At 61.8% G+C, this 18,268-nt stretch carries 15 protein-coding genes; 6 read left to right on the forward strand and 9 right to left on the reverse strand.

Features of this window, described 5'->3' with window-relative positions; genetic code table 11:
* Nucleotides 1-59 precede the first annotated feature (59 nt).
* Both P9220_RS24875 and P9220_RS24880 read right to left on the reverse strand, forming a co-directional pair.
* Nucleotides 60-278: a DUF2783 domain-containing protein gene (locus P9220_RS24875; protein ID WP_309768512.1), complete on the reverse strand. Its 219-nt coding sequence runs from the start codon at nt 276-278 to the stop codon at nt 60-62.
* 5 nt (nt 279-283) lie between these two features.
* A complete protein-coding gene (locus P9220_RS24880; protein ID WP_309768513.1) occupies nt 284-1,966 on the reverse strand; it encodes an FAD-dependent oxidoreductase in 1,683 nt (560 codons plus the stop codon).
* 1,102 nt (nt 1,967-3,068) lie between these two features.
* Between P9220_RS24880 and P9220_RS24885 the strand changes: the two genes are divergently transcribed.
* From P9220_RS24885 to P9220_RS24905, 5 genes are all read left to right on the forward strand, one after another.
* A complete protein-coding gene (locus P9220_RS24885) occupies nt 3,069-3,995 on the forward strand; it encodes a hypothetical protein (RefSeq protein ID WP_309768514.1) in 927 nt (308 codons plus the stop codon).
* A gap of 24 nt (nt 3,996-4,019) precedes the next feature.
* A complete protein-coding gene (locus tag P9220_RS24890; RefSeq protein WP_309768515.1) occupies nt 4,020-4,970 on the forward strand; it encodes a KpsF/GutQ family sugar-phosphate isomerase in 951 nt (316 codons plus the stop codon).
* Between the two features lie 9 nt (nt 4,971-4,979).
* Nucleotides 4,980-6,278, forward strand: coding sequence for a cytidylyltransferase domain-containing protein (locus tag P9220_RS24895; RefSeq protein ID WP_309768516.1), 1,299 nt, complete (start codon nt 4,980-4,982; stop codon nt 6,276-6,278).
* 265 nt (nt 6,279-6,543) lie between these two features.
* Nucleotides 6,544-7,008 carry a ProQ/FinO family protein gene (locus P9220_RS24900; RefSeq protein ID WP_309768517.1) on the forward strand — a complete coding sequence of 155 codons (465 nt, stop codon included), beginning with the start codon at nt 6,544-6,546 and terminating at the stop codon, nt 7,006-7,008.
* A gap of 458 nt (nt 7,009-7,466) precedes the next feature.
* A complete protein-coding gene (locus P9220_RS24905; protein ID WP_309768518.1) occupies nt 7,467-9,746 on the forward strand; it encodes a filamentous hemagglutinin N-terminal domain-containing protein in 2,280 nt (759 codons plus the stop codon).
* 39 nt (nt 9,747-9,785) lie between these two features.
* Here P9220_RS24905 and P9220_RS24910 read toward each other — a convergent pair whose 3' ends face one another.
* From P9220_RS24910 to P9220_RS24940, 7 genes are all read right to left on the reverse strand, one after another.
* Complete coding sequence (locus P9220_RS24910) at nt 9,786-11,267, reverse strand: M81 family metallopeptidase (RefSeq protein WP_309768519.1); 1,482 nt, start codon at nt 11,265-11,267, stop codon at nt 9,786-9,788.
* Nucleotides 11,264-12,523: a Zn-dependent hydrolase gene (locus tag P9220_RS24915; protein WP_309768520.1), complete on the reverse strand. Its 1,260-nt coding sequence runs from the start codon at nt 12,521-12,523 to the stop codon at nt 11,264-11,266. The genes P9220_RS24910 and P9220_RS24915 overlap by 4 nt, the downstream gene beginning before the upstream one ends.
* 36 nt (nt 12,524-12,559) lie before the next feature.
* Nucleotides 12,560-13,261: an ABC transporter ATP-binding protein gene (locus P9220_RS24920; protein WP_309768521.1), complete on the reverse strand. Its 702-nt coding sequence runs from the start codon at nt 13,259-13,261 to the stop codon at nt 12,560-12,562.
* Nucleotides 13,258-14,025 carry an ABC transporter ATP-binding protein gene (locus P9220_RS24925; RefSeq protein ID WP_309768522.1) on the reverse strand — a complete coding sequence of 256 codons (768 nt, stop codon included), beginning with the start codon at nt 14,023-14,025 and terminating at the stop codon, nt 13,258-13,260. Before P9220_RS24925 ends, P9220_RS24920 begins: the two co-directional genes overlap by 4 nt.
* Nucleotides 14,022-15,005 (reverse strand): branched-chain amino acid ABC transporter permease, encoded by a 984-nt coding sequence (locus P9220_RS24930; RefSeq protein WP_309768523.1) that lies wholly within the window; start codon nt 15,003-15,005, stop codon nt 14,022-14,024. The genes P9220_RS24925 and P9220_RS24930 overlap by 4 nt, the downstream gene beginning before the upstream one ends.
* Before the next feature lie 35 nt (nt 15,006-15,040).
* Complete coding sequence (locus P9220_RS24935) at nt 15,041-15,901, reverse strand: branched-chain amino acid ABC transporter permease (protein WP_309768524.1); 861 nt, start codon at nt 15,899-15,901, stop codon at nt 15,041-15,043.
* A gap of 80 nt (nt 15,902-15,981) precedes the next feature.
* Nucleotides 15,982-17,190, reverse strand: a complete 1,209-nt coding sequence (locus P9220_RS24940) for an ABC transporter substrate-binding protein (RefSeq protein ID WP_309768525.1) — start codon at nt 17,188-17,190, stop codon at nt 15,982-15,984.
* Nucleotides 17,191-17,402: 212 nt separating this feature from the next.
* On the opposite strand from P9220_RS24940, the gene P9220_RS24945 reads away from it, so the two are divergent.
* Nucleotides 17,403-18,239 carry an FCD domain-containing protein gene (locus P9220_RS24945; RefSeq protein WP_309768526.1) on the forward strand — a complete coding sequence of 279 codons (837 nt, stop codon included), beginning with the start codon at nt 17,403-17,405 and terminating at the stop codon, nt 18,237-18,239.
* Nucleotides 18,240-18,268 lie beyond the last annotated feature (29 nt).

Below are 18,268 nucleotides of genomic sequence, written 5' to 3' on the forward strand. Positions count from 1 at the left end.
GCGAAGCCGACAGGTCTCGCCGTGACGGTTTCGGATAGGGTCACTCCGTTTTAGCGTGTTCACGCGGGCACCGGCACGCTCGCGCCTAAGCCCGCGCGTGCTTTCTCCAACGCCTCCTCGAGCACGTCCATGTCGCCGATGTGATTGGCGAGCAGCAAGATCAGCTTTGCGTTGACGAGTTGGCTGTCGGTTTCACTCAGCCCGTTATGCGTTTCGATCAGACGCTCGTAAAACCCGTCCATGTCCTTGATGTTCGGTTCGATGTTCAGGTGGCTCATGGTTCTCATCCGTTACAGGTGGCGCGGTCAACTGCCGCGGAGATGGATCGGGTGTCCATCTGGCGCCAGCGGGCACAGACGTGCTGATCAGGACGCAGCAGATAAAACGTTCCCGGGCGGGCGTCGAAGCGATGCATGACGATGCCTTCGACATCTTCGATCACCACCGCACCGGGCACCGCACATGCACTGGCCCCACGGGGAACGACCATCAGCGGTCGTACTGGAATCGGCAGGTGCGCCAGCTTCGAAAGTTGTGCGGCGGTCTTTTTCAGATCGTCATCGAGCCCGCAGAAATACAGTCCGACGAACTGGCCGTCGGCGATCTGGTTGAGGAACCATGCGTCCTTTCCATCCACGCGCACCGGCGCATCGGCACTTACTGCGCCAGGAACCATCGTGCAGGAGAATGCGTCGTTGGCTTCGTCCGGCGTGTTCAGCGGCGACCCTGACAGTACGGACGGAACCGACAATCTGCCGCTATTGACGATGCGCCGCGCGAAGGGATAGTCCTTCGCGAGCTTGAGCGTCGCGTCGCGAAACAGGCGCGAAACCGCGCTTTTCGGCGTGATGAAGTCAGTGGCGCGTGTCGAGTTCAGGATGTTTTCATCTGCCGCGTACTCACGTTCCGATGCATAGGTGTCGAGCAGAGCGGGCGGCGCATCGCCATTGACGACCAGCCTGAGCTTCCACGCGAGATTGTCGGCATCCTGCACGCCGCTGTTGGCGCCACGCGCACCGAACGGCGACACGCCGTGGGCGGAATCACCGGCGAACAACACGCGCCCATGACGGAACGAGTCCATGCGCAGGCAGGAGAACGTGTACACGCTGACCCATTCGAGATCGAATTCGACGTCCTCGCCAAGCAGCGCCTTTACACGCGGTATCACGCGCTCAGGAGCCTTTTCCGCAACCGGATCGGCATCCCAGCCGAGCTGGAAGTCGATACGCCAGACGTCGTCCGGCTGGCGATGCAGCAGCACCGACTGGTTGCGGTGGAACGGTGGATCGAACCGGAACCAGCGCTCCGTAGGGAATGAGGCCTTCATTTTCACGTCGGCGATCAGAAAGCGATCCTTGAACGTGCGGCCTTTGCTGTTCAAGCCGAGCATGTTGCGCATTGGGCTGCGCGCACCGTCAGCGGCGATCACGTACTGCGCGCGCAGAGCATAAATGCCATCCGGCGTCTCGATCTGTAATTCGACATGATCGTCGCGCTGCTCGAGACCGACGACGTTACTCTTCCAGCGCACCTGCAGGTTATGGAGCTGAAGCGCCCGCTCGGCGAGATAGCCCTCGACGTAATACTGCTGAAGATTGATGAACGCAGGCCGTGCATGGCCGGCTTCAGGTAACAGATTGAACGTGTAGATCAATTCGTCCTGCAGAAAGACTTTGCCGACGTTCCAGCTCACGCCCTTTTCGACCATTCGATCGCCGCAGCCGAGGCGATCGAAGATTTCGAGCGTGCGCTTGGCGAAGCAGATGGCACGCGATCCGCTCGACAGCGTGTCGTCGTTATCGACGAGTACGGTCTTTACGCCTTGCTGCGCGAGATCGATCGCAGCAGTAAGTCCGACCGGCCCCGCTCCGACCACAACGACAGGGTGAATCACGGCACTGGGGGCGTCGTGGTCCGGGGCTCGAACGTAATCGAACCGCAGCGTTTGGTAGTCGGTCGGCATCGGCGTCTCCAGGCTTCTTTTGTTTATAGCAAGTTATCTTGCTATCTACGAATTGAGCTCATTCTAGTTTCATTAGCGCCACGGAGAATGTGTGTTTACCCTAACGGGGTCCGCTGACCTCGGGTAGAGGCAATCGCGCGGCAACGTGCGAAACAGCGGTCCGACTGGCAAAGGCCCAATCAATGAATGTCTTTTAGTTGGATAGCGATTCAGTTGTTGCCGGTCTTCGAAATGCGGAATGGTCACGGAAAATCGACGTCTGGCGCATTGGAGGGTCGCGACACATTCGCCCCGATCTTTGTCGGGGTCTAGCCGTGTCGTGCGTGAGTAAATAAGCGCAAGTACTTACTCGTTCCGGCCACTAGCCGATTTTCTTCGGGGCAACCGATAAAGCGCCTTTCCTTGGCTGCCGCCGAAAGCCTGCGCGCCCGATTGCACCGTGCGCAGCCCGCTTAGGATGAAGCTCGTGGCACGCGTCCACCCGGAAGTCGCATCCGACGGGCGATCGACTGCATGTGCGAAGTCAAGACCACTAAGCCGAAACAGCCGCTCCGCCTAACGCCCCTCTTTCGCGAAACACCGAAAAGGCCGGTTTAAGCCTGTCTTTTCGCGTCTTAGCTTTGCGCGTCCATCGGTAACATTGTTCCCATCGTGCTGATTCTTCGTCTTCCTGGAAACACCAGCCACAATGCCTGATCTGAGAAATATTGCCGTCCTGAGCTGCTTCGGTGCGGACCATCCCGAAGTCGTCGAGTTCCTGAACGATCTCGACGCTGCACTCAAACGTCGTGGCGTCGCACTTGTCGTGTTGACGACGATCGCACAACGGAAGCTGACTGCTCTGTCTTTGCCGATACCGTACGACTTCAACGGCTTCGATTCACAGTTCGACGACAGCATCAGCCGTCCGCCCTTCCATCCGTTCGAACAAGCGCGCGACGGCGCGATGGCATGGGGCGCGGCCCCGCAAAGCGTCGAGCGCACCGCGCACGGCATCGCCAAATGCGAGGCGTTCTACAGGATGGTGGCAACGCATCTGAAGCCGGCCATTGGGATGTTCTGGAACACGACGCATCCGCACAGCCGGATTGCGCGCAACACCATGTCGGCGCACGGCGTGCCAGCTTATTGTATTGAGCGAGGATGGCTGATGGGCACGTTCCAGTTGCACAGCACGGAAAACAACGCGTTCAACGATCTTCATCTCGACTTTCCGACACGCCAGCGCCTCAAGCAGGACGTTCGCTCCCATGCCGAAGATCCCTGGCGTTTCAACGCTGCGCGCGACTACTACATCACCCGCGCCAAAGCAAAATACGCCGGTAAAGACAAGCTCGATCCGCAAGCGGTGCGGGCGAAATACGGCATCGACGATGCTCCGCTCATCGCATGCTTCAGCGCCGCCGCCGGTTCGTCACTTGTGCCGCATCAAGTGCCGTCCATGCGCTTTTCGTCACCGCTCTTCGACAACCTCCCGGCGGCACTTGCACTTCTTTCAGAGCATCTCGCCGCGTGGCCGGAAGCGCGTGTACTCGTTCAGGCGCACCCGATCGACAGAATAATCACCGAGGCGCTGCGCAAGGGAACGCTGCCGCTGCCCGACCGCTTCATCTTGTCTGACGCAGAGAACGTGCACTCATTGCTCGATGCAGCCGACCGCGTCGCCATCGTTGGCAGCACCACGGTTCAGTTCGATGCGCTGCTCTACGACAAACCCGTGCTGAGCATGTCTCGCAACGTTACGGTGACGGCGGGCGCAGCTTACGGCCTGGTGGAACACGGGGCGCAAGCGGTCGCCGACTGGAAGGACGACGTCGATGCACAAGCACAGGCAAGCGCGCGTCGCGGCCTGATCGGCTGTCTTTGCGCGGAGCGCCTGATCCGTCAACGCAGCCTGCCCGGCTTCGTCGAGAACGATACCGAGACCCTCGCAGACTTCATCGCATCGCTCGGCGACGGCGGCGATGACATGCAACACCGCCTCGACGCCTTCGCCGCCGAACTGCGGCAAAGCGTGCGCGGGCAGTAAGAGATAAAAACTTCGAGCAAAGACATGAATACGCCCTCTCACATCAGTATCGCGCGACAAGTATTCGACATCGAGATGAACGGCCTGCGCGCAGTGCGCAGTCTGATCGACGACAGCTTCGCAAGTGCCGTCGAATGCATGCTGGCGTCGCGAGGTCGCGTGGTGTTGTGCGGTATCGGCAAATCCGGGTATGTCGCCCGAAAGACGTTTGCAACGTTGGTCTCCACTGGAACGCCGAGCCTCTTCATGCATCCCGGCGAGGCGTTTCACGGTGACTTGGGCATGGTTCTCCCGGAAGACGTGTTTCTGATGATGTCGAACTCCGGTGAGACCGAAGAAATCCTGAGACTCGTTCCATTCATTCAGGACAACGGCAACAAGATGATTGCGCTTACCGGCAACGCCGAGTCGAGTCTCGCACGCGTGGCCGATCACCATCTCAACATTCGCATTGAGGAAGAGGCTTGCCCGCTGCAACTCGCGCCGACCGCCTCGACCACGGCCGCCCTCGTAATGGGCGATGCTCTCGCCATCGCATTGATGAAGGCTCGAAATTTCGACGCAGAGAACTTTGCACGCTTCCATCCGGGCGGTTCACTCGGACGCAAGCTACTGCAGCGTGTACGCGATGCCTTGCATCCCGCCACCTTCGTTCCGGCCAACGCCCCCGCCACCGCCGTTATCGCAAAGCTCGCACAGTCGCGAACGGGGCTTATCTGTGTGGGTACTGAAACGGCACTCGAAGGCATCGTTACCGATGGCGATCTGCGACGCGCGTTGAACCGTCAGGCCGACTCCGGGTTCTTCGACCTGAAGGCCGCAAACCTGATGACAGGCAAGCCCAAAACCATCAACAGCGCCGCGCGCTGCGCCGAAGCAGATGCCTTGATGGAAACCACGGGCGTGAACTCGCTCGTCGTGATGAGCGAAGGTTCGGTCACGGGCATTTACCAGCTTCTCAACAAAATTCACTGAAGGCTTCGAATGAAAGTTATCGCGTTCCTCCCGGCAAAGGGCTCCAGTTCGAGAATCGAAAGCAAGAACATGAAGATGCTCGATGGCAAGCCACTCTTTCTGCACATGCTGGAGAAGCTTACCGCTTGCGACTTCATCGACGAGGTCTATCTCGACACGGAATCGGAAGAGGTGATTGCGGCCGCAAGCGAGGTCTCGTGCAAGATCATGCGCCGTGACCCGGAACTGGCAAGCAACAAGACCGACGGCAATCAGCTTTTCTTGAACGAGGTGCACCACGCGAGCGCCGACATCTATGTTCAGGTGCTCGGGACAAGCCCCTTTATCACCCCCGAAACCATCAAGAGGGGCATCGATATACTCAAGGAGAACGCGCAATACGACTCCGCGGTGCTGGTCCGCAAAGAGCGTCAATACACCTGGTGTAGCGGACGTCCTTCCTACGACATCGAGCATATTCCAAACAGTGCCGATCTCGGGGACACGATCATCGAGACGATGGGGCTGTACATCGTCCGACGTCAGGCAGCGCTCGACACCCGCCGGCGCATCGGTGACGTTCCCTATCTTCTTGACGCCTCCGCGCTCGAAGCGGTGGATGTCAACTGGCCCGAGGACTTCGCGCTCGCGGAACTGATCGCGGCGGGCATGCGCGAGAAGGATCGCAAGCTACTCGGCAATATCAAGAATCACCTTACGAGTTCGATGCTTTCCGACATTCTCGACGATCTCGGCTATCCCGATCAGATCGTCAAAGGATTGACACCGAATATGAGCGGCGCCAAGCTCTTTGGTCGCGCAAAGACCCTGAAGCTGCGCAGGCTTGAGGAGGGTGAAGATTTCCGTGGCATCTATCATGCGTTGAAGTCGTATGAAACGATCGTTCCGGACGACATCATCGTCGTTGAGAATGAAGTGTCAACGCATGCTTATTTTGGTGAGCTAAACGCAAACCTTGCAATCCGCTCGGGCGCGGCGGGCGTCATCGTGAACGGAATGACCCGCGACACGGTGGCTGTTCGCGCCACGGGTCTGCCGGTGTTCGCACAAGGCTCGACCTGTCAGGACGTGCGCAAGCGTGCGACCACCGAATCCATCAACAAGACGATATCTCTCAACGGCATCGAAGTACGGCCGCAATCGCTGATCTTCGCGGACGCGGAAGGCGTGGTCGTGATCCCGCCGCGTATCGAGAAGCGCCTCATCGAGGAGATCTTCAAAGCGGCGGCAAACGAAAAGAGAATCCTCGTCGATATTTCCAACGGCGCCGACGTGGACCATCTGACCGCAAACTATGGCTTCTTTTAAGTAGCGAAACGCGAGTTGCTACGCGAAAGAAGATCGCCGGGGAAACGGATCGCGCTTGTTACAGTGCTGGGCGAACATGGCGGCGCATCCCGCAGCGTGGCCTTGCAAACCGGCGCAGATCCTTCAGCAGCGAGAGATGACAGTACGCTGAACTTGTGCCGGGCGAGGCTGCGGTGAACCCGTCATAAGCGGTCCGCCCGCCGCCAGAATGAAGCGGGCCGTTGCGGCTGATAAAATCCGTCAACGATCCTCAAGGGTAACCGTCATGGGTTTTGAACAACTCGCGCAACTGAAAGAGCAACTGTCCAAGCAATCGAAGAGTGCCCCGGCGAAGAAGCCGTCGCGCCCGCCTCGTCCCGCCACGGACGCGCAGCAGCGTCCGGTCGACCCGGTCGTGCACGCAATCGGAAAGCTCCAGCGGCGCTTTCCGGTCGCGTTTCCAAAGAATCCCGCTCCTAAAGTGCCGTTGAAGGTCGGCGTCATCGACGACTTGCTTCAGCGCGCATCCGACATCGGCTTGACCGATGCCGAGATTCGCAACGCCATCAAGGTCTGGTGTCGCGGCGCTCGTTATTGGAGCAGTCTCGTCGAGGGCGCTGCGCGCGTCGACCTCGATGGGAATCCGACAGGCAACGTATCGGCGGCCGACGCCGGGCGCGCGCGACAACTGGAAGCAAGGCGTTCGGCTCGTGCATCGACGACCTCAGGGGACTCGGCGCAAAAAAGCTGATGGCACCTCTGCCAGGCGCGCTGGAAAAACGGATGTCGCCTCGCAATGCCCGCCCTGCGTCATCCATGCCTTGCACTCGACCGGCAAGCCGAAGCGGTCGATGGCCGAGCATCGCCGTGTCGTCGATTGCATTGCGCGTCGCAATCCGCAGTGTTCGCCCGTTGCGTCGCGCGACGCCTTTGAAGGCGCTGCCGGACATCGTCGTTCATCGACTGCATCCAACGCCATGCGAGCGCCGAGGCGGCCCGGTACGCTGTGCGCGACAGCGCAGCGGAGCGCCCTTCCATAGGACTACTTGTCCTGCTGCGCCGACGTCATCGCGCTCGACCGTCGGCGTTCTTCACTAAAGGCCGTACGTACGTACGGACAAAGACGGCTCCCGTTGCATTTCGCTCAATAGTTCCTATGCTGAACTAAGTCCATCGTTCGACTGACACGCTTGCGATGCAGGAGGCGTCATGCACGGTTTCCGGGCCTTGCTGTCGGCTGTGGCAACGGTCGGCTGGTCATGCGTCGCAATCGCCGCCGGCCCGTTGCCGCAGAACGGCCGGTTCGTTGCGGGATCGGGAAGCATCGCTTCCTCCGGCACACGACTCGACGTTATCCAGAGCACGCCGCGAGGCGTCATCGACTGGAACAGCTTTTCCATCGGTCGCGATAACAGCGTCGCCGTGCAAAACGGCACGGGCGCCACCCTGTCGCGCGTCACCGGCACCAGCGCTTCGATAATCGATGGAAGTCTCACCGCCACCGGAAGCCTCTATCTGGTCAATCCGCAAGGGGTCCTCATAGGCTCCCACGGCATCGTCACAACCGGGGGACGCTTCGTCGCATCGACCCTCGATGTCGGCAACGATGATTTCATGAAGAGCGCGCATCTCACGCTGAACGGCGCGAGCAATGCTTCAGTGGTGAACCTCGGGAAGATCAGCTCCAGCGGCGGCGATGTTTTCCTGATCTCCGTCTCGCACACGGAGAATGCGGGCAGCATCGACGCGCTCAACGGCACGGCAGAGCTGGTCAGCGCAAGGCAAGTGCTGCTGAAAGACTCGGCAAGCGACGCACAAGTCTTCGTTCAGGCCGGCGCGCCCGGCAACGTGATCAATCATGGCGCCGTCCGCGCCGCGCAGATCCGGCTCGAAGCGGCAGACGGCAACGTCTATGCGCTCGCGGGCAATCAGTCTTCGCTTCGCGCAACAGGGACGGCGACGCGCACCGGGCGCGTGTGGCTTGTCGCGAAGTCGGGCGACGTTCAGCAGCATCAGCCCGTCGAGGCGGCGAACAGCGGCGGCGATGGCGGCGTGGTGGAAACGGTCGGCCGCACCATGCAGCTCGACGACACGACCGTCCACGCAGACAAGTGGCTCATCGGGCTGGACGAGCTAAAGGCCGGACCGCGCAACTCGGGCGCGCTTTCCCGAAGCCTGTCGGACGGCACATCGGTGGTGGTCAACGCGGCGGGAGATATCGACATGCTGTCGACGCTGCGCTGGAGCGGCAATGCTACGCTCGCGCTCAACGCGGGACGCACCATCGAGATTGGTCCAGTCGCGACGATCTCGAACACGGGCGCCGGCAAGCTGACACTGCGCGCGGATGCGCAAGGCATCGACAATCACGGCAGCGTCATCAACGCCGGCACCATCGACTGGACGAGGAGCACAGGCGCCGTCGCCGCGCTCGTCGACGAAAACGGCCGCTTCGTCCCTGGCACGGTGAGGGCGAACTGTGCGTGGATACCCCCGCCGTTCAGCGGACTGCGCACGCAGGTGACGGCGTATCGGCTCGTCAATTCCGTGGGCCAACTGGAACGCATCACGCAAGACCTGTCGGGAAACTACGCGCTCGGCAAGGATATCGCTTCAGACCGGGAGTTCACGCCGATCGGAACGGGTAGCGCGGAAGGTTTCACTGGACAGTTCGATGGATTCGGACACGGGCTCAGCCTCAGCTTTCCGAAAGGCGCCGACGGTCGCGAAGACCTGTTGGGACTCTTCGCAAGCATAGGGCGAGCGGGCGTCGCACGAAACTTCTCGATGACCGGCTCATTCGGCTACCTGGGGAGCGCGACCGCCGGGCTGGTGGCCGGCCAATCGGCGGGACTCATCGCCAACGTCAGCACGTCGGTGCAGTGGAACAGCGACATGATCGGCCTTTCATTGCCCGCAACCGTCGTTGGGTACAACACCGGGACGCTTGCGCGGGTCACGACAGACGCGACGATGTACGCTCAAGGACTGATGACGAGCCTCGCCGGCGCCAATGACGGCCGCATCGTGCAGTCCTCGGCAAACATCGCCTTCAGCGGCGGCACGCATGCACACGTCGGCGGACTGGTCAGTTACAACGGAAAGAACGGCGTCATCGAGCAGTCTTACGTGACGGGAACGGGAAGCGGCGTGACGGACGGTGGCATTGCGCTCAGCAACGCAGGGGTGATCAGGGAATCGTTCGCGGCGGCATCCCTTCCGAATTCCTTGCCGCCCGGTTACGTCGGCGCCGTCGCATCGAGCAACTCGGGGAACATCGCGAGTGACGTCTACTGGGACAAGGAAGTGTCGACACTCGACAACGGCGTGGCGTCCGGCACGATGATGCCCAGGGCGAACGGCCTGACGACCGCGCAGATGAGCCGCGCGTCGAGCTTCGCGCCAACGTGGGACTTCGCACCGGGCGGAACATGGACGTTCGTGCCCGGAGTCTCGCATCCGGTTCTGCAATGGCAGGTTCGGGACTGAGTGCCGATGCCTGATCGTTCGCGTCCGTCCCGAGTTCGCTCAATACTCGATGCCCGAATCCAGCGGATAGACGGGCCGCTTCAGGTTTTCGAACGGGAAAAGGCCATAGTCGGAGCTCGTGACCCCACGGCTATCGCATTCGACGAGACCACCCGAAATCGGCACGAAAACCGGGCGGCAGTACATGCGCGACTTGAGTATCAGAAACTTCGCGCCACGCGGATCGATGCCGACGCTCTCGAACACGCCCAGGTCCCACGGTTCGTGTGTCCGCTCGGTCAGTAGGATGCGCGCCACCGGCGTTTCCAGCACGGCGGCGCGGCCCATGTAGGCGCGTTGTCCGGTGTAGGTCGGGCCGCTGATGATGTACTCGCCATTGGTCAGCGCGCGCACGATGCCGGTCACTTCGAACGGCGGCTTGCCGAGCGATGCGACGCTTGCGAGCTTGTTGCCGATGCCGAGCGTGATCGTCGCGCCCTCGCCCGCTTCGAAGAGCTTCTCCACCGCTTCGGGATCGCACAACGGCCCGACGACGATGCGATCGAGACCTTGCCTTAGCGCTTCTTCGAATGCATCGGTCGTGTCGCAGGTTCCGCCCGACATGCAGTTGTCACCGTGATCGAGCAACAGCACAGGCTTGTCGGTTTCACGCGCGAGCGCGGCGCCTTCGCCGATCGACTGCGCAAGCGGCGCACTGTGATACACGAATGCGTCGCGCTCGTTCCAAATCTGCCGCGCGATACGGTCGGCGACCTCCTGCGCCTTCGCGCGCGCGCCATCCGCCACGACGACGACGCTGATGCAAGGCGCGGCGATATCGGCAAGCGAGAAGCCCGACAGTACCGACACGGCCAGCACGCCGTCCTCGCGCTCGGCTGCCCGCGCGGCATCGACGGCGCGCTTCATCGCGCCATCGGCCGTCGAGCTTCTGAGCGTGTGCGTGAGCAGCGGCGGTTGCGCCCATGCGATCACGGGGTTGCTTCTTCCATGAACGAGATCGAGCAGGAGCCGCGCCGCATGCTCGCCGCTTTCATACATATCGACGTGCGGATACGTCTTGAAGCTCGTGATCACATTCGCGTTGTCGATCATTTTCTGCGTCACGTTCGCGTGCAGATCGAGCGATACCGCGATCGGCGCATGCGGCAGCACAGCGCGTACGCGTTCCAGCAAATCGCCTTCGCCATCGGGAGAGTTCTCCGCGACCATCGCGCCATGCAGGTCGAGCATCACCGCGTCGCACCCTTCGGCTGCATCGACGATCGCCTGGCAGATCGCGTCATAAGCGGCAGCGGCAACACGCCCGCTCGGATTCGCCGATGCCGATATCGGCGTGACGATCTCGGCCCCTTCGCGCGTCGCGGCATCGATGAACGCGGACATCGCGGTCCGCATGCCCGCATTCTCGCGATACGCGTCGTCGCCATAACAGGGACCGTCGCGCCCGAACGCTTCGAGCGGCGTCGCGACCGGCGAGAACGTGTTGGTCTCGTGATTCATCCGCGCGATGAGAATCTTCATGCGGCGTCTCCTTCCACTGCATTGGCCGCGCGCAGCATCGCGCGCAGAAGCACGTTGCAGCCGGCCTCGAGATGATCGGCGCGTGCATCCTCGATCTCGTTGTGACTGATGCCGTCCTTGCACGGGACGAAGATCATCGCGGCCGGCGCCACGCGTGCGAGATACACGGCGTCATGTCCCGCGCCGCTCACCACGTTCATCGACGTGAAGCCGAGCGCGTCCGCGCTTTCGCGCACCGAAGCCACCAGCGTGTCAGCGAACGGTTGCGGCGCGAAGTAGACAACCTCGTCTACCGTCACAGGCAGGCTCGCTTGCGCGCACGCGTCGCGCAAGGCGCGGTCCATCGCGAGCAATGTGGCGTCGTCGGCGGCGCGCAGGTCGACGGTCAGCTTCACGCGCCCGGGAATGACGTTGCGCGAGTTGGGATGCACGTCCACCCAGCCGACCGTGCCCCGCCCATGCGGGGCATGATCGAGCGCGATGCGGTTGACCACGCGGATCAGATCGGCGGCGACCAGCAACGCATCGCGGCGCAGTTCCATCGGCGTCGGACCCGCATGCGCTTCCATGCCGTCGATGGTGACGTCGTACCAGCGCTGGCCAAGCGCGGCCTGAACGACACCGATCACCTTATCGTGCGCGTCGAGCACCGGTCCCTGCTCGATATGCGCCTCGAAATACGCGCCCACAGGATGCGCCGCGACGCGCTCGCCCGCATAGCCGATCGACGCGAGCGCATCGCGCACCGACACGCCTTCGCGATCCATCTGCGCGAGCGCATGTTCAAGCGTGAACGCGCCCGCGAACACGCCCGAGCCCATCATCACCGGTACGAAACGCGAGCCTTCCTCGTTCGTCCATACGGCGACTTCGAGCGGCGCGGCCGTGCGCACGTCGTTGTCGTTTAACGTGCGCAATACTTCGAGGCCGGCCAGTACGCCGTAGTTGCCGTCGAACTTGCCGCCGGTCGGCTGCGTGTCGATATGGCTGCCCGTCACGACAGGCGGCAGATCGTCGCGCGTGCCTGCACGTCGCGCGAAGATATTGCCGATCGCATCGACGCGCACCGTGCAGCCGGTTTCCTTCGCCCACGCGACGAAGAGATCGCGGCCTTGCTTGTCGAGCTCGGTGAGCGCGAGGCGGCACACGCCGCCTTTCTCCGTCGCACCGATTCTCGCCAGCTCCATCAGGCTGTTCCAGAGACGCGCACCGTCGATGCGCAAGCCGGCATGGGCCGGCATATCGTGAGCTTGCATTCGAGATTCCTTCGCTAGGTGATGGCGGGCATGGCGTCAGACGACGCCCACACCGAGATATCTGTCCTTGATGGATTCATCGGCGATGAAGGCATCGTTCGCCCCTTCGTACACGATGCGCCCTTGCTCGATGATGTAATGACGATCCGCGAGCTGCGTGCATACTTCGAGGTTCTGTTCGACGAGCAGGATCGCCACGCCTGCCTCGCGAATCAGCTTCAGTTGCGCGACGATCTCTTCGACGATCACAGGCGCGAGCCCTTCCACCGGTTCGTCGAGCATGAGCAGGCGCGGATGATTCATCAGCGCGCGGCCGATTGCGAGCATCTGTTGCTCGCCGCCGGAGAGCTGACCGCCGCCGTTCGTGCGCCGCTCTTTCAAACGCGGGAAGATGCGATAGATATCGGACAGTTGCCAGGGCGAGCCCTTGCGCGCGCCGAGCCGAAGATTCTCTTCGACCGAGAGCAACCTGAAGATGCCGCGATGCTCCGGCACGAAGCAGACGCCGCGCGCAGCGATTCTGTGAGGCGGGAGCTTCGCGAGGGCCGCGCCCGCGAATGTCACGCTGCCTCGCTGCGGTGTCACGATGCCCGCGATACTCTTGAGCGTCGTGGACTTGCCGGCGCCATTGCGCCCGAGCAGCGTGACCGTCTCACCCTCGCCGATCTTGAGCGATACGCCCTGAAGAATATGGCTCTTGCCGTAATAGCCGTGGATGTTATCGACAACAAGCGTCATACGCGGCCTCCGGTGATCATGTTGCCGAGATACGCGCTGCGTACGCGTTCGTCGCCGCGAATGCAAGCCGGCTCGCCTTCCACCAGCACCCGCCCTTGCTGCATGACGGTGATCGTGTCGGAGATGTCCATCACGATATCCATGTTGTGCTCGATCAGCACGACCGTATAGTCGTCGCGCAGGCTGCGGATCAGATGCTTCATGTCGTCGAGGTCGTCGATGCCCATGCCCGAGGTCGGCTCGTCGAGAAAAATCGCCTTGGGCCGTGCGGCGAGCGCCATGCCTACTTCGAGACGCCGCTGCTGACCGTGCGACAGCCCGCTCGCCTGCGTCGATGCAAAGCGTTGCAGCGCAAGCCGCTCGAGAATGCCATCGACCGTATCGCGATGTTCCAGCGCGCCGCGCGGCGGCGTCCATGCATTGAGCGCGCGCTTCGAGTCGACGCCTTGCGCGGCGAGGCGCAGGTTTTCGCGCACGGAGAGATTCGTGAAGAGGCTCGTGACCTGAAACGATCGCGCGATGCCCCGCTTCACACGACGATGATCCGGCTCATGCGTCACATCGTGACCATCGAACACGATGTTGCCCGCCGTGATGGGCACGGTGCCCGTCAGCACGTGAAAGAGCGTGGTCTTGCCCGCGCCGTTCGGGCCGATCACCGAATGCACCGTATTCTTCGCGATGCGCAGGTTCACGTCGGTCAGCGCCGAGAACTTGCCGTAGCGTTTCGCCACACCCTTCGCTTCCAGTATCGAGGCGCTCATGCCGGCTCTCCTTCATTGCGTCTCACCGCGCGCCAGATGCGTTCACCCAGCCCCCACAGCCCGCGCTGCATGAAGAGGCTCACGGCAATCAGCACGAGCCCGAGCAGCAGCAGCCAGCGCGGCCAGAGCGTCGAGAGCCAGTCGGCGAACAACACGTAAAACGCTGCGCCGAGCACGGAGGAAAAGAGGTTGCCCGTGCCGCCGATCACCGTCATCACGAGGATCATCTCGCTCGTGTGATAGTCGATGTTCGATAGCGGCGCGATGCCGGTCATCATCGCGTGAAGCGCGCCGGCCAGTCCCGTGACCGCGCCCGACACCACGAACGCAGCGAGCTTGAAGCGCCGGACATCGTAGCCCACGGCCGCGGCGCGCGCTTCGTTGTCGCGGATCGCGAGCAAGGTGCGGCCGAAGACCGAATGCGACACGCGCAGCATCAGCCAGAACGCGATCAGGAATAGCACCGCGACGAACGCATAGTATTGCCACGGCGATGCGATCGATACGAGCGGCTGCCCCAGGATCGACAGCGCCGGACGCGGAATATCCAGCAGGCCGTTGTCGCCGCCGGTGAGATCGGGTGTCGTGTAGGCGAGAAAGTAGAACATCTGCCCGAACGCCAGCGTGAGCATCACGAAGTACGCGCCGCGCTGACGAATCGAGAACCATCCGACGATCGCCGCCGCGACCGCGCCCGCCACGACCGCCCCGAGCAGCGCAACCGGCACTTGCAGCCCTGACTTCGTCAAGATCAGGCCGGCGCTGTAGCTGCCGAGTCCGAAGAAAATGCCCTGCCCGAATGACAGCAGGCCGGTATGCCCGAGCAGCAGATTGCAGCCGAGCGCGGCGAGCGCATAGACGAGCACTTCCGTTGCGAGCGATCCTGAACGCATCGTCGTCGGCAGGATGCAGACGGCGATCGCGGCGAGCAACAGAAAGCGGTATCGATGCAGCGAATGCCTGAGGGATCGCTGGGGCATGCCCACGTCCAATGTCTTTGAATCGAGCTTGGAATTCACGCGGTCCTCCCGAGCAATCCGTTCGGGCGCAGCAGCAGCACTGCGGCCATCGCGACATAGATCATGAGACGGGCGCCTTCGGGCCATAGCGTGCTCATCACGCTTTGCACGATGCCGACCAGCAATCCGCCGACGAGCGCGCCGAGAAAGTTGCCCATGCCGCCCACCACGACGACCACGAATGCGACGCCGAGCGCCTCGATGCCCATGAACGGATCGACGCCGCGTATCGGCGCGGCGAGCACGCCCGCGAGCGCCGCCGTCCCTGCGCCGAGCGCGAACACGAGACTGAAGATGCGCGTCACGTTGATGCCGAGCAGGGACACCATCTCGCTCGATTCACTGCCCGCGCGCACCGCGCTGCCGAGGCGCGTGCCTTCGAGCACCCACCATAGAATGCCGGCCAGCACCGCCGTGAACGCGATCACGAAGAGGCGGTATTTCGGGTAGATGAAGCTGCCCCACATCACCACGCCGTTCAGGATGCCGGGCACGGCTACGTTATCGCCGATAGGTCCCCACGCGATGATCGCGCACTCCTGTATCACGAGCGCGAGACCGACCGTCGCGAGAATATGGAACTCGTGCTGTTGCGCATACACATGCCGCAGCACGGCCTTTTCGACGATCCACGCGCACGCGCCGACGACGATGGGCACGATGACGAGCGCGGTCCAGAAACTCATCGACCACTGCATCGCCTGATAGCAGAAATACGCGCCCAACAGATAGAACGCGCCGTGCGCGAAGTTCACGAAGCGCAGCAGCCCGAACACGATCGACAAACCGACCGCGAGCAGAAAATACAGCATGCCCACGCCGATGCCGTTCACGACCTGCAACAGATAAACGTTCATGGCCTTGCATCAGAAGAGTGGCGGCGCGAATGCGGGGCTTGCCTGCATTCGCAAGAGTACGAAGCGTCAGCGCGCCGGCATCAGGCCAGCTTGCACTGCGTCTTGTCGAGCGGCAGGAACGACTGGCCCGAACTCACGATGTCGGCGTAATCGTCCTTGTCTTTCATCTTGCTCTTCGGCTTGCCCTTCAACAGGTAGTAATTCTTCAGCACCTGATGATCGCCCGCGCGAATCTCTTCGGGACCGGTCAGGCCCGCGTACTTCATGCCCTGCAGCGCAGCGATGACTTTCTTCGGCTCGGCGGTGCCGGCCTTCACGATGCCATCGAGAAGAATCTTGGTGCAGATGTACGATCCCGCGAGACTGTAGTTCGGGTTCGACTTGTAAGCGGCCTTCACGCGCTGCACGAGATCGTGGTTGAGCGGTGTATCGATTGCATGCCAGTACTGCGCGCCGAAGTACACGCCTTCGCAGATATCCGGACCGAGCGCCTCGAACTGCTCGAGACCCGACGCCCATGCCATCAGGATCGTGCAATTGTTCTTCATGCCGAAGCTCACGGCCTGCCGCAACGTGTCCGACGACTGCGAGCCGAAGTTGAGAATGAGAAGGACATCCGGCTTCGCGGCGACCGCATTGGTCAGATAACCGCTGAACTCTTTCTCATTGAGCGAGTGATAGCTGTTGCCTACATGCTCGATGCCCTTTTCCTTGAAGATATTCTTCGCGGCGGACAGGAGGCCGTCGCCGAACACGTATTGCGGCGTGATCGTGTACCAGCGCTTCGCCTTGGGCATCGATTCGATCAGCGGCCGCACCGTCTGCTCGATCGCGCCGAAAGTCGGCACCGACCAGCGGAAGGTCGCGCTGTTGCAGTCCTTGCCGGTGAGCTCGTCCGCGCCTGCCGTCGTGATGAAGATGCCGTCGGCCTTCTCCGCTTCCTTGCCCATTGCGAGCGCTTCCGATGAGAGAATTCCGCCCGCGAAATAGCGCGCGTTCTTCTGCTGCGCGATCTCCTGCACGCGCCGCACAGCGGTTGCGGGTTTTCCCTCGGTATCGAGCGTCGTATAAGCGAGCGGTTGCCCGAGCACCTTGCCGTATTGCTCGATGACGAGCTTCATGCCGAGGTCGGCATACTTGCCGTTGGCCGCAAACGGACCGGACATCGGGACCGGGCAGGCGAACTGGATCGGCGAGCCCTGTGCAAAGGCGCTTTTTGCGAGAAGCGCCTCGAACGATCCGGGAATGGCCGACAAGGCGGCCAGCTTCAACATGTTTCGGCGATTCAAAATTGACGCTCCTCGTGAAGATGATCCGCCAGCCGCCCGGCGTGATGTTTCATGGTAAGTTCGAGCCTCGGCTGCTTCGCCGGGTTTATGATGATAAATAGAATGAACCTGATGCTAGGAACAATAAATTCCGGTGTCAATAAGGCAATATTCCAGTGTGCGGAGCGGCCTGTGCCCGCAAGGAAAAACAGACAGCGAGAGGGAGCATCGACATGGTGATGGAGCGTGCAAAACGCGCCGGCGCGGCAATCCAGATCGCGCAGCAGCCGATCAGGCAGCCGAAGCGCGCCGACCTGGTAGCCGAAGAGATCAAGCGGCTCATCACGGAAAAGAATCTCAAGCCGGGCGACAAGCTGCCCCGCGAGGTCGAGTTGCAGCAGCTCTTCTCAGTCAGCAAGAGCACGACGCGCGAGGCGCTCAAGTCGCTGGAAGTGCAAGGGCTCATCAAGGTGACGACCGGACCTTCGGGCGGCGGCACGATCGTGGAGGTGCCGCTCGCTCGCACCTTGCAGCTCTTGCAGAACTATCTGTTCTTCAAGGACGTGAGCATCGACGACATTTATACGGTGCGTCAGTTGCTGGAGCCGGAACTCGCGGCGGGCGCGGTGCCGCATCTCACCGACGAGGACTTTGTGGCGCTCGAAGCGAATATCGCGTGTTGCGACGAGCCGGCAGCGGCGCATGCCAATCGCGACATCGTGCGGCAACGCCAGGAAGACGTGAACTTCCACGATATTCTGGCCGCCGCGAATCCCAATCCGTTTCTGCGTTTCACCTGCGAGCTCATCAACGAGATGATCCGGCAGTTGATCGAGTTCAGGAACGATACGCCGCAGAGCGAGCACGAACGCTTCGGTCGTGCGAACGTGAAGATCCATAAAGCGATCACCGAAGCGGCGCGCGCTCGTGATGCCGATAAGGTGCGCGAATTAATGGTGATTCATATGACCGAGGCCCCGCGCTACGTAAAACGAATGAAGGGCAAATTGCGCGGTCGGCTCATTCTCGACTCGGAGATTCGCAAGCGCACGCGCGCGCGCGGCGATTGAATCGCGGACGGGGGTGCAGGCGCTGCGCA

Origin of the sequence: Caballeronia sp. LZ016 (assembly GCF_031450805.1) — a bacterium.
Classification (GTDB): domain Bacteria; phylum Pseudomonadota; class Gammaproteobacteria; order Burkholderiales; family Burkholderiaceae; genus Caballeronia.

What these genes read in the sequence shown, in the direction of transcription:
- P9220_RS24875 (WP_309768512.1), bottom strand. Translation starts at nt 278, where the DNA reads ATGAGCCACCTGAACATCGAACCGAACATCAAGGACATGGACGGGTTT.
- P9220_RS24880 (WP_309768513.1), bottom strand. Translation starts at nt 1,966, where the DNA reads ATGCCGACCGACTACCAAACGCTGCGGTTCGATTACGTTCGAGCCCCG.
- P9220_RS24885 (WP_309768514.1), top strand. Translation starts at nt 3,069, where the DNA reads ATGTCGGCGCACGGCGTGCCAGCTTATTGTATTGAGCGAGGATGGCTG.
- P9220_RS24890 (WP_309768515.1), top strand. Translation starts at nt 4,020, where the DNA reads ATGAATACGCCCTCTCACATCAGTATCGCGCGACAAGTATTCGACATC.
- P9220_RS24895 (WP_309768516.1), top strand. Translation starts at nt 4,980, where the DNA reads ATGAAAGTTATCGCGTTCCTCCCGGCAAAGGGCTCCAGTTCGAGAATC.
- P9220_RS24900 (WP_309768517.1), top strand. Translation starts at nt 6,544, where the DNA reads ATGGGTTTTGAACAACTCGCGCAACTGAAAGAGCAACTGTCCAAGCAA.
- P9220_RS24905 (WP_309768518.1), top strand. Translation starts at nt 7,467, where the DNA reads ATGCACGGTTTCCGGGCCTTGCTGTCGGCTGTGGCAACGGTCGGCTGG.
- P9220_RS24910 (WP_309768519.1), bottom strand. Translation starts at nt 11,267, where the DNA reads ATGAAGATTCTCATCGCGCGGATGAATCACGAGACCAACACGTTCTCG.
- P9220_RS24915 (WP_309768520.1), bottom strand. Translation starts at nt 12,523, where the DNA reads ATGCAAGCTCACGATATGCCGGCCCATGCCGGCTTGCGCATCGACGGT.
- P9220_RS24920 (WP_309768521.1), bottom strand. Translation starts at nt 13,261, where the DNA reads ATGACGCTTGTTGTCGATAACATCCACGGCTATTACGGCAAGAGCCAT.
- P9220_RS24925 (WP_309768522.1), bottom strand. Translation starts at nt 14,025, where the DNA reads ATGAGCGCCTCGATACTGGAAGCGAAGGGTGTGGCGAAACGCTACGGC.
- P9220_RS24930 (WP_309768523.1), bottom strand. Translation starts at nt 15,005, where the DNA reads ATGCCCCAGCGATCCCTCAGGCATTCGCTGCATCGATACCGCTTTCTG.
- P9220_RS24935 (WP_309768524.1), bottom strand. Translation starts at nt 15,901, where the DNA reads ATGAACGTTTATCTGTTGCAGGTCGTGAACGGCATCGGCGTGGGCATG.
- P9220_RS24945 (WP_309768526.1), top strand. Translation starts at nt 17,403, where the DNA reads ATGGTGATGGAGCGTGCAAAACGCGCCGGCGCGGCAATCCAGATCGCG.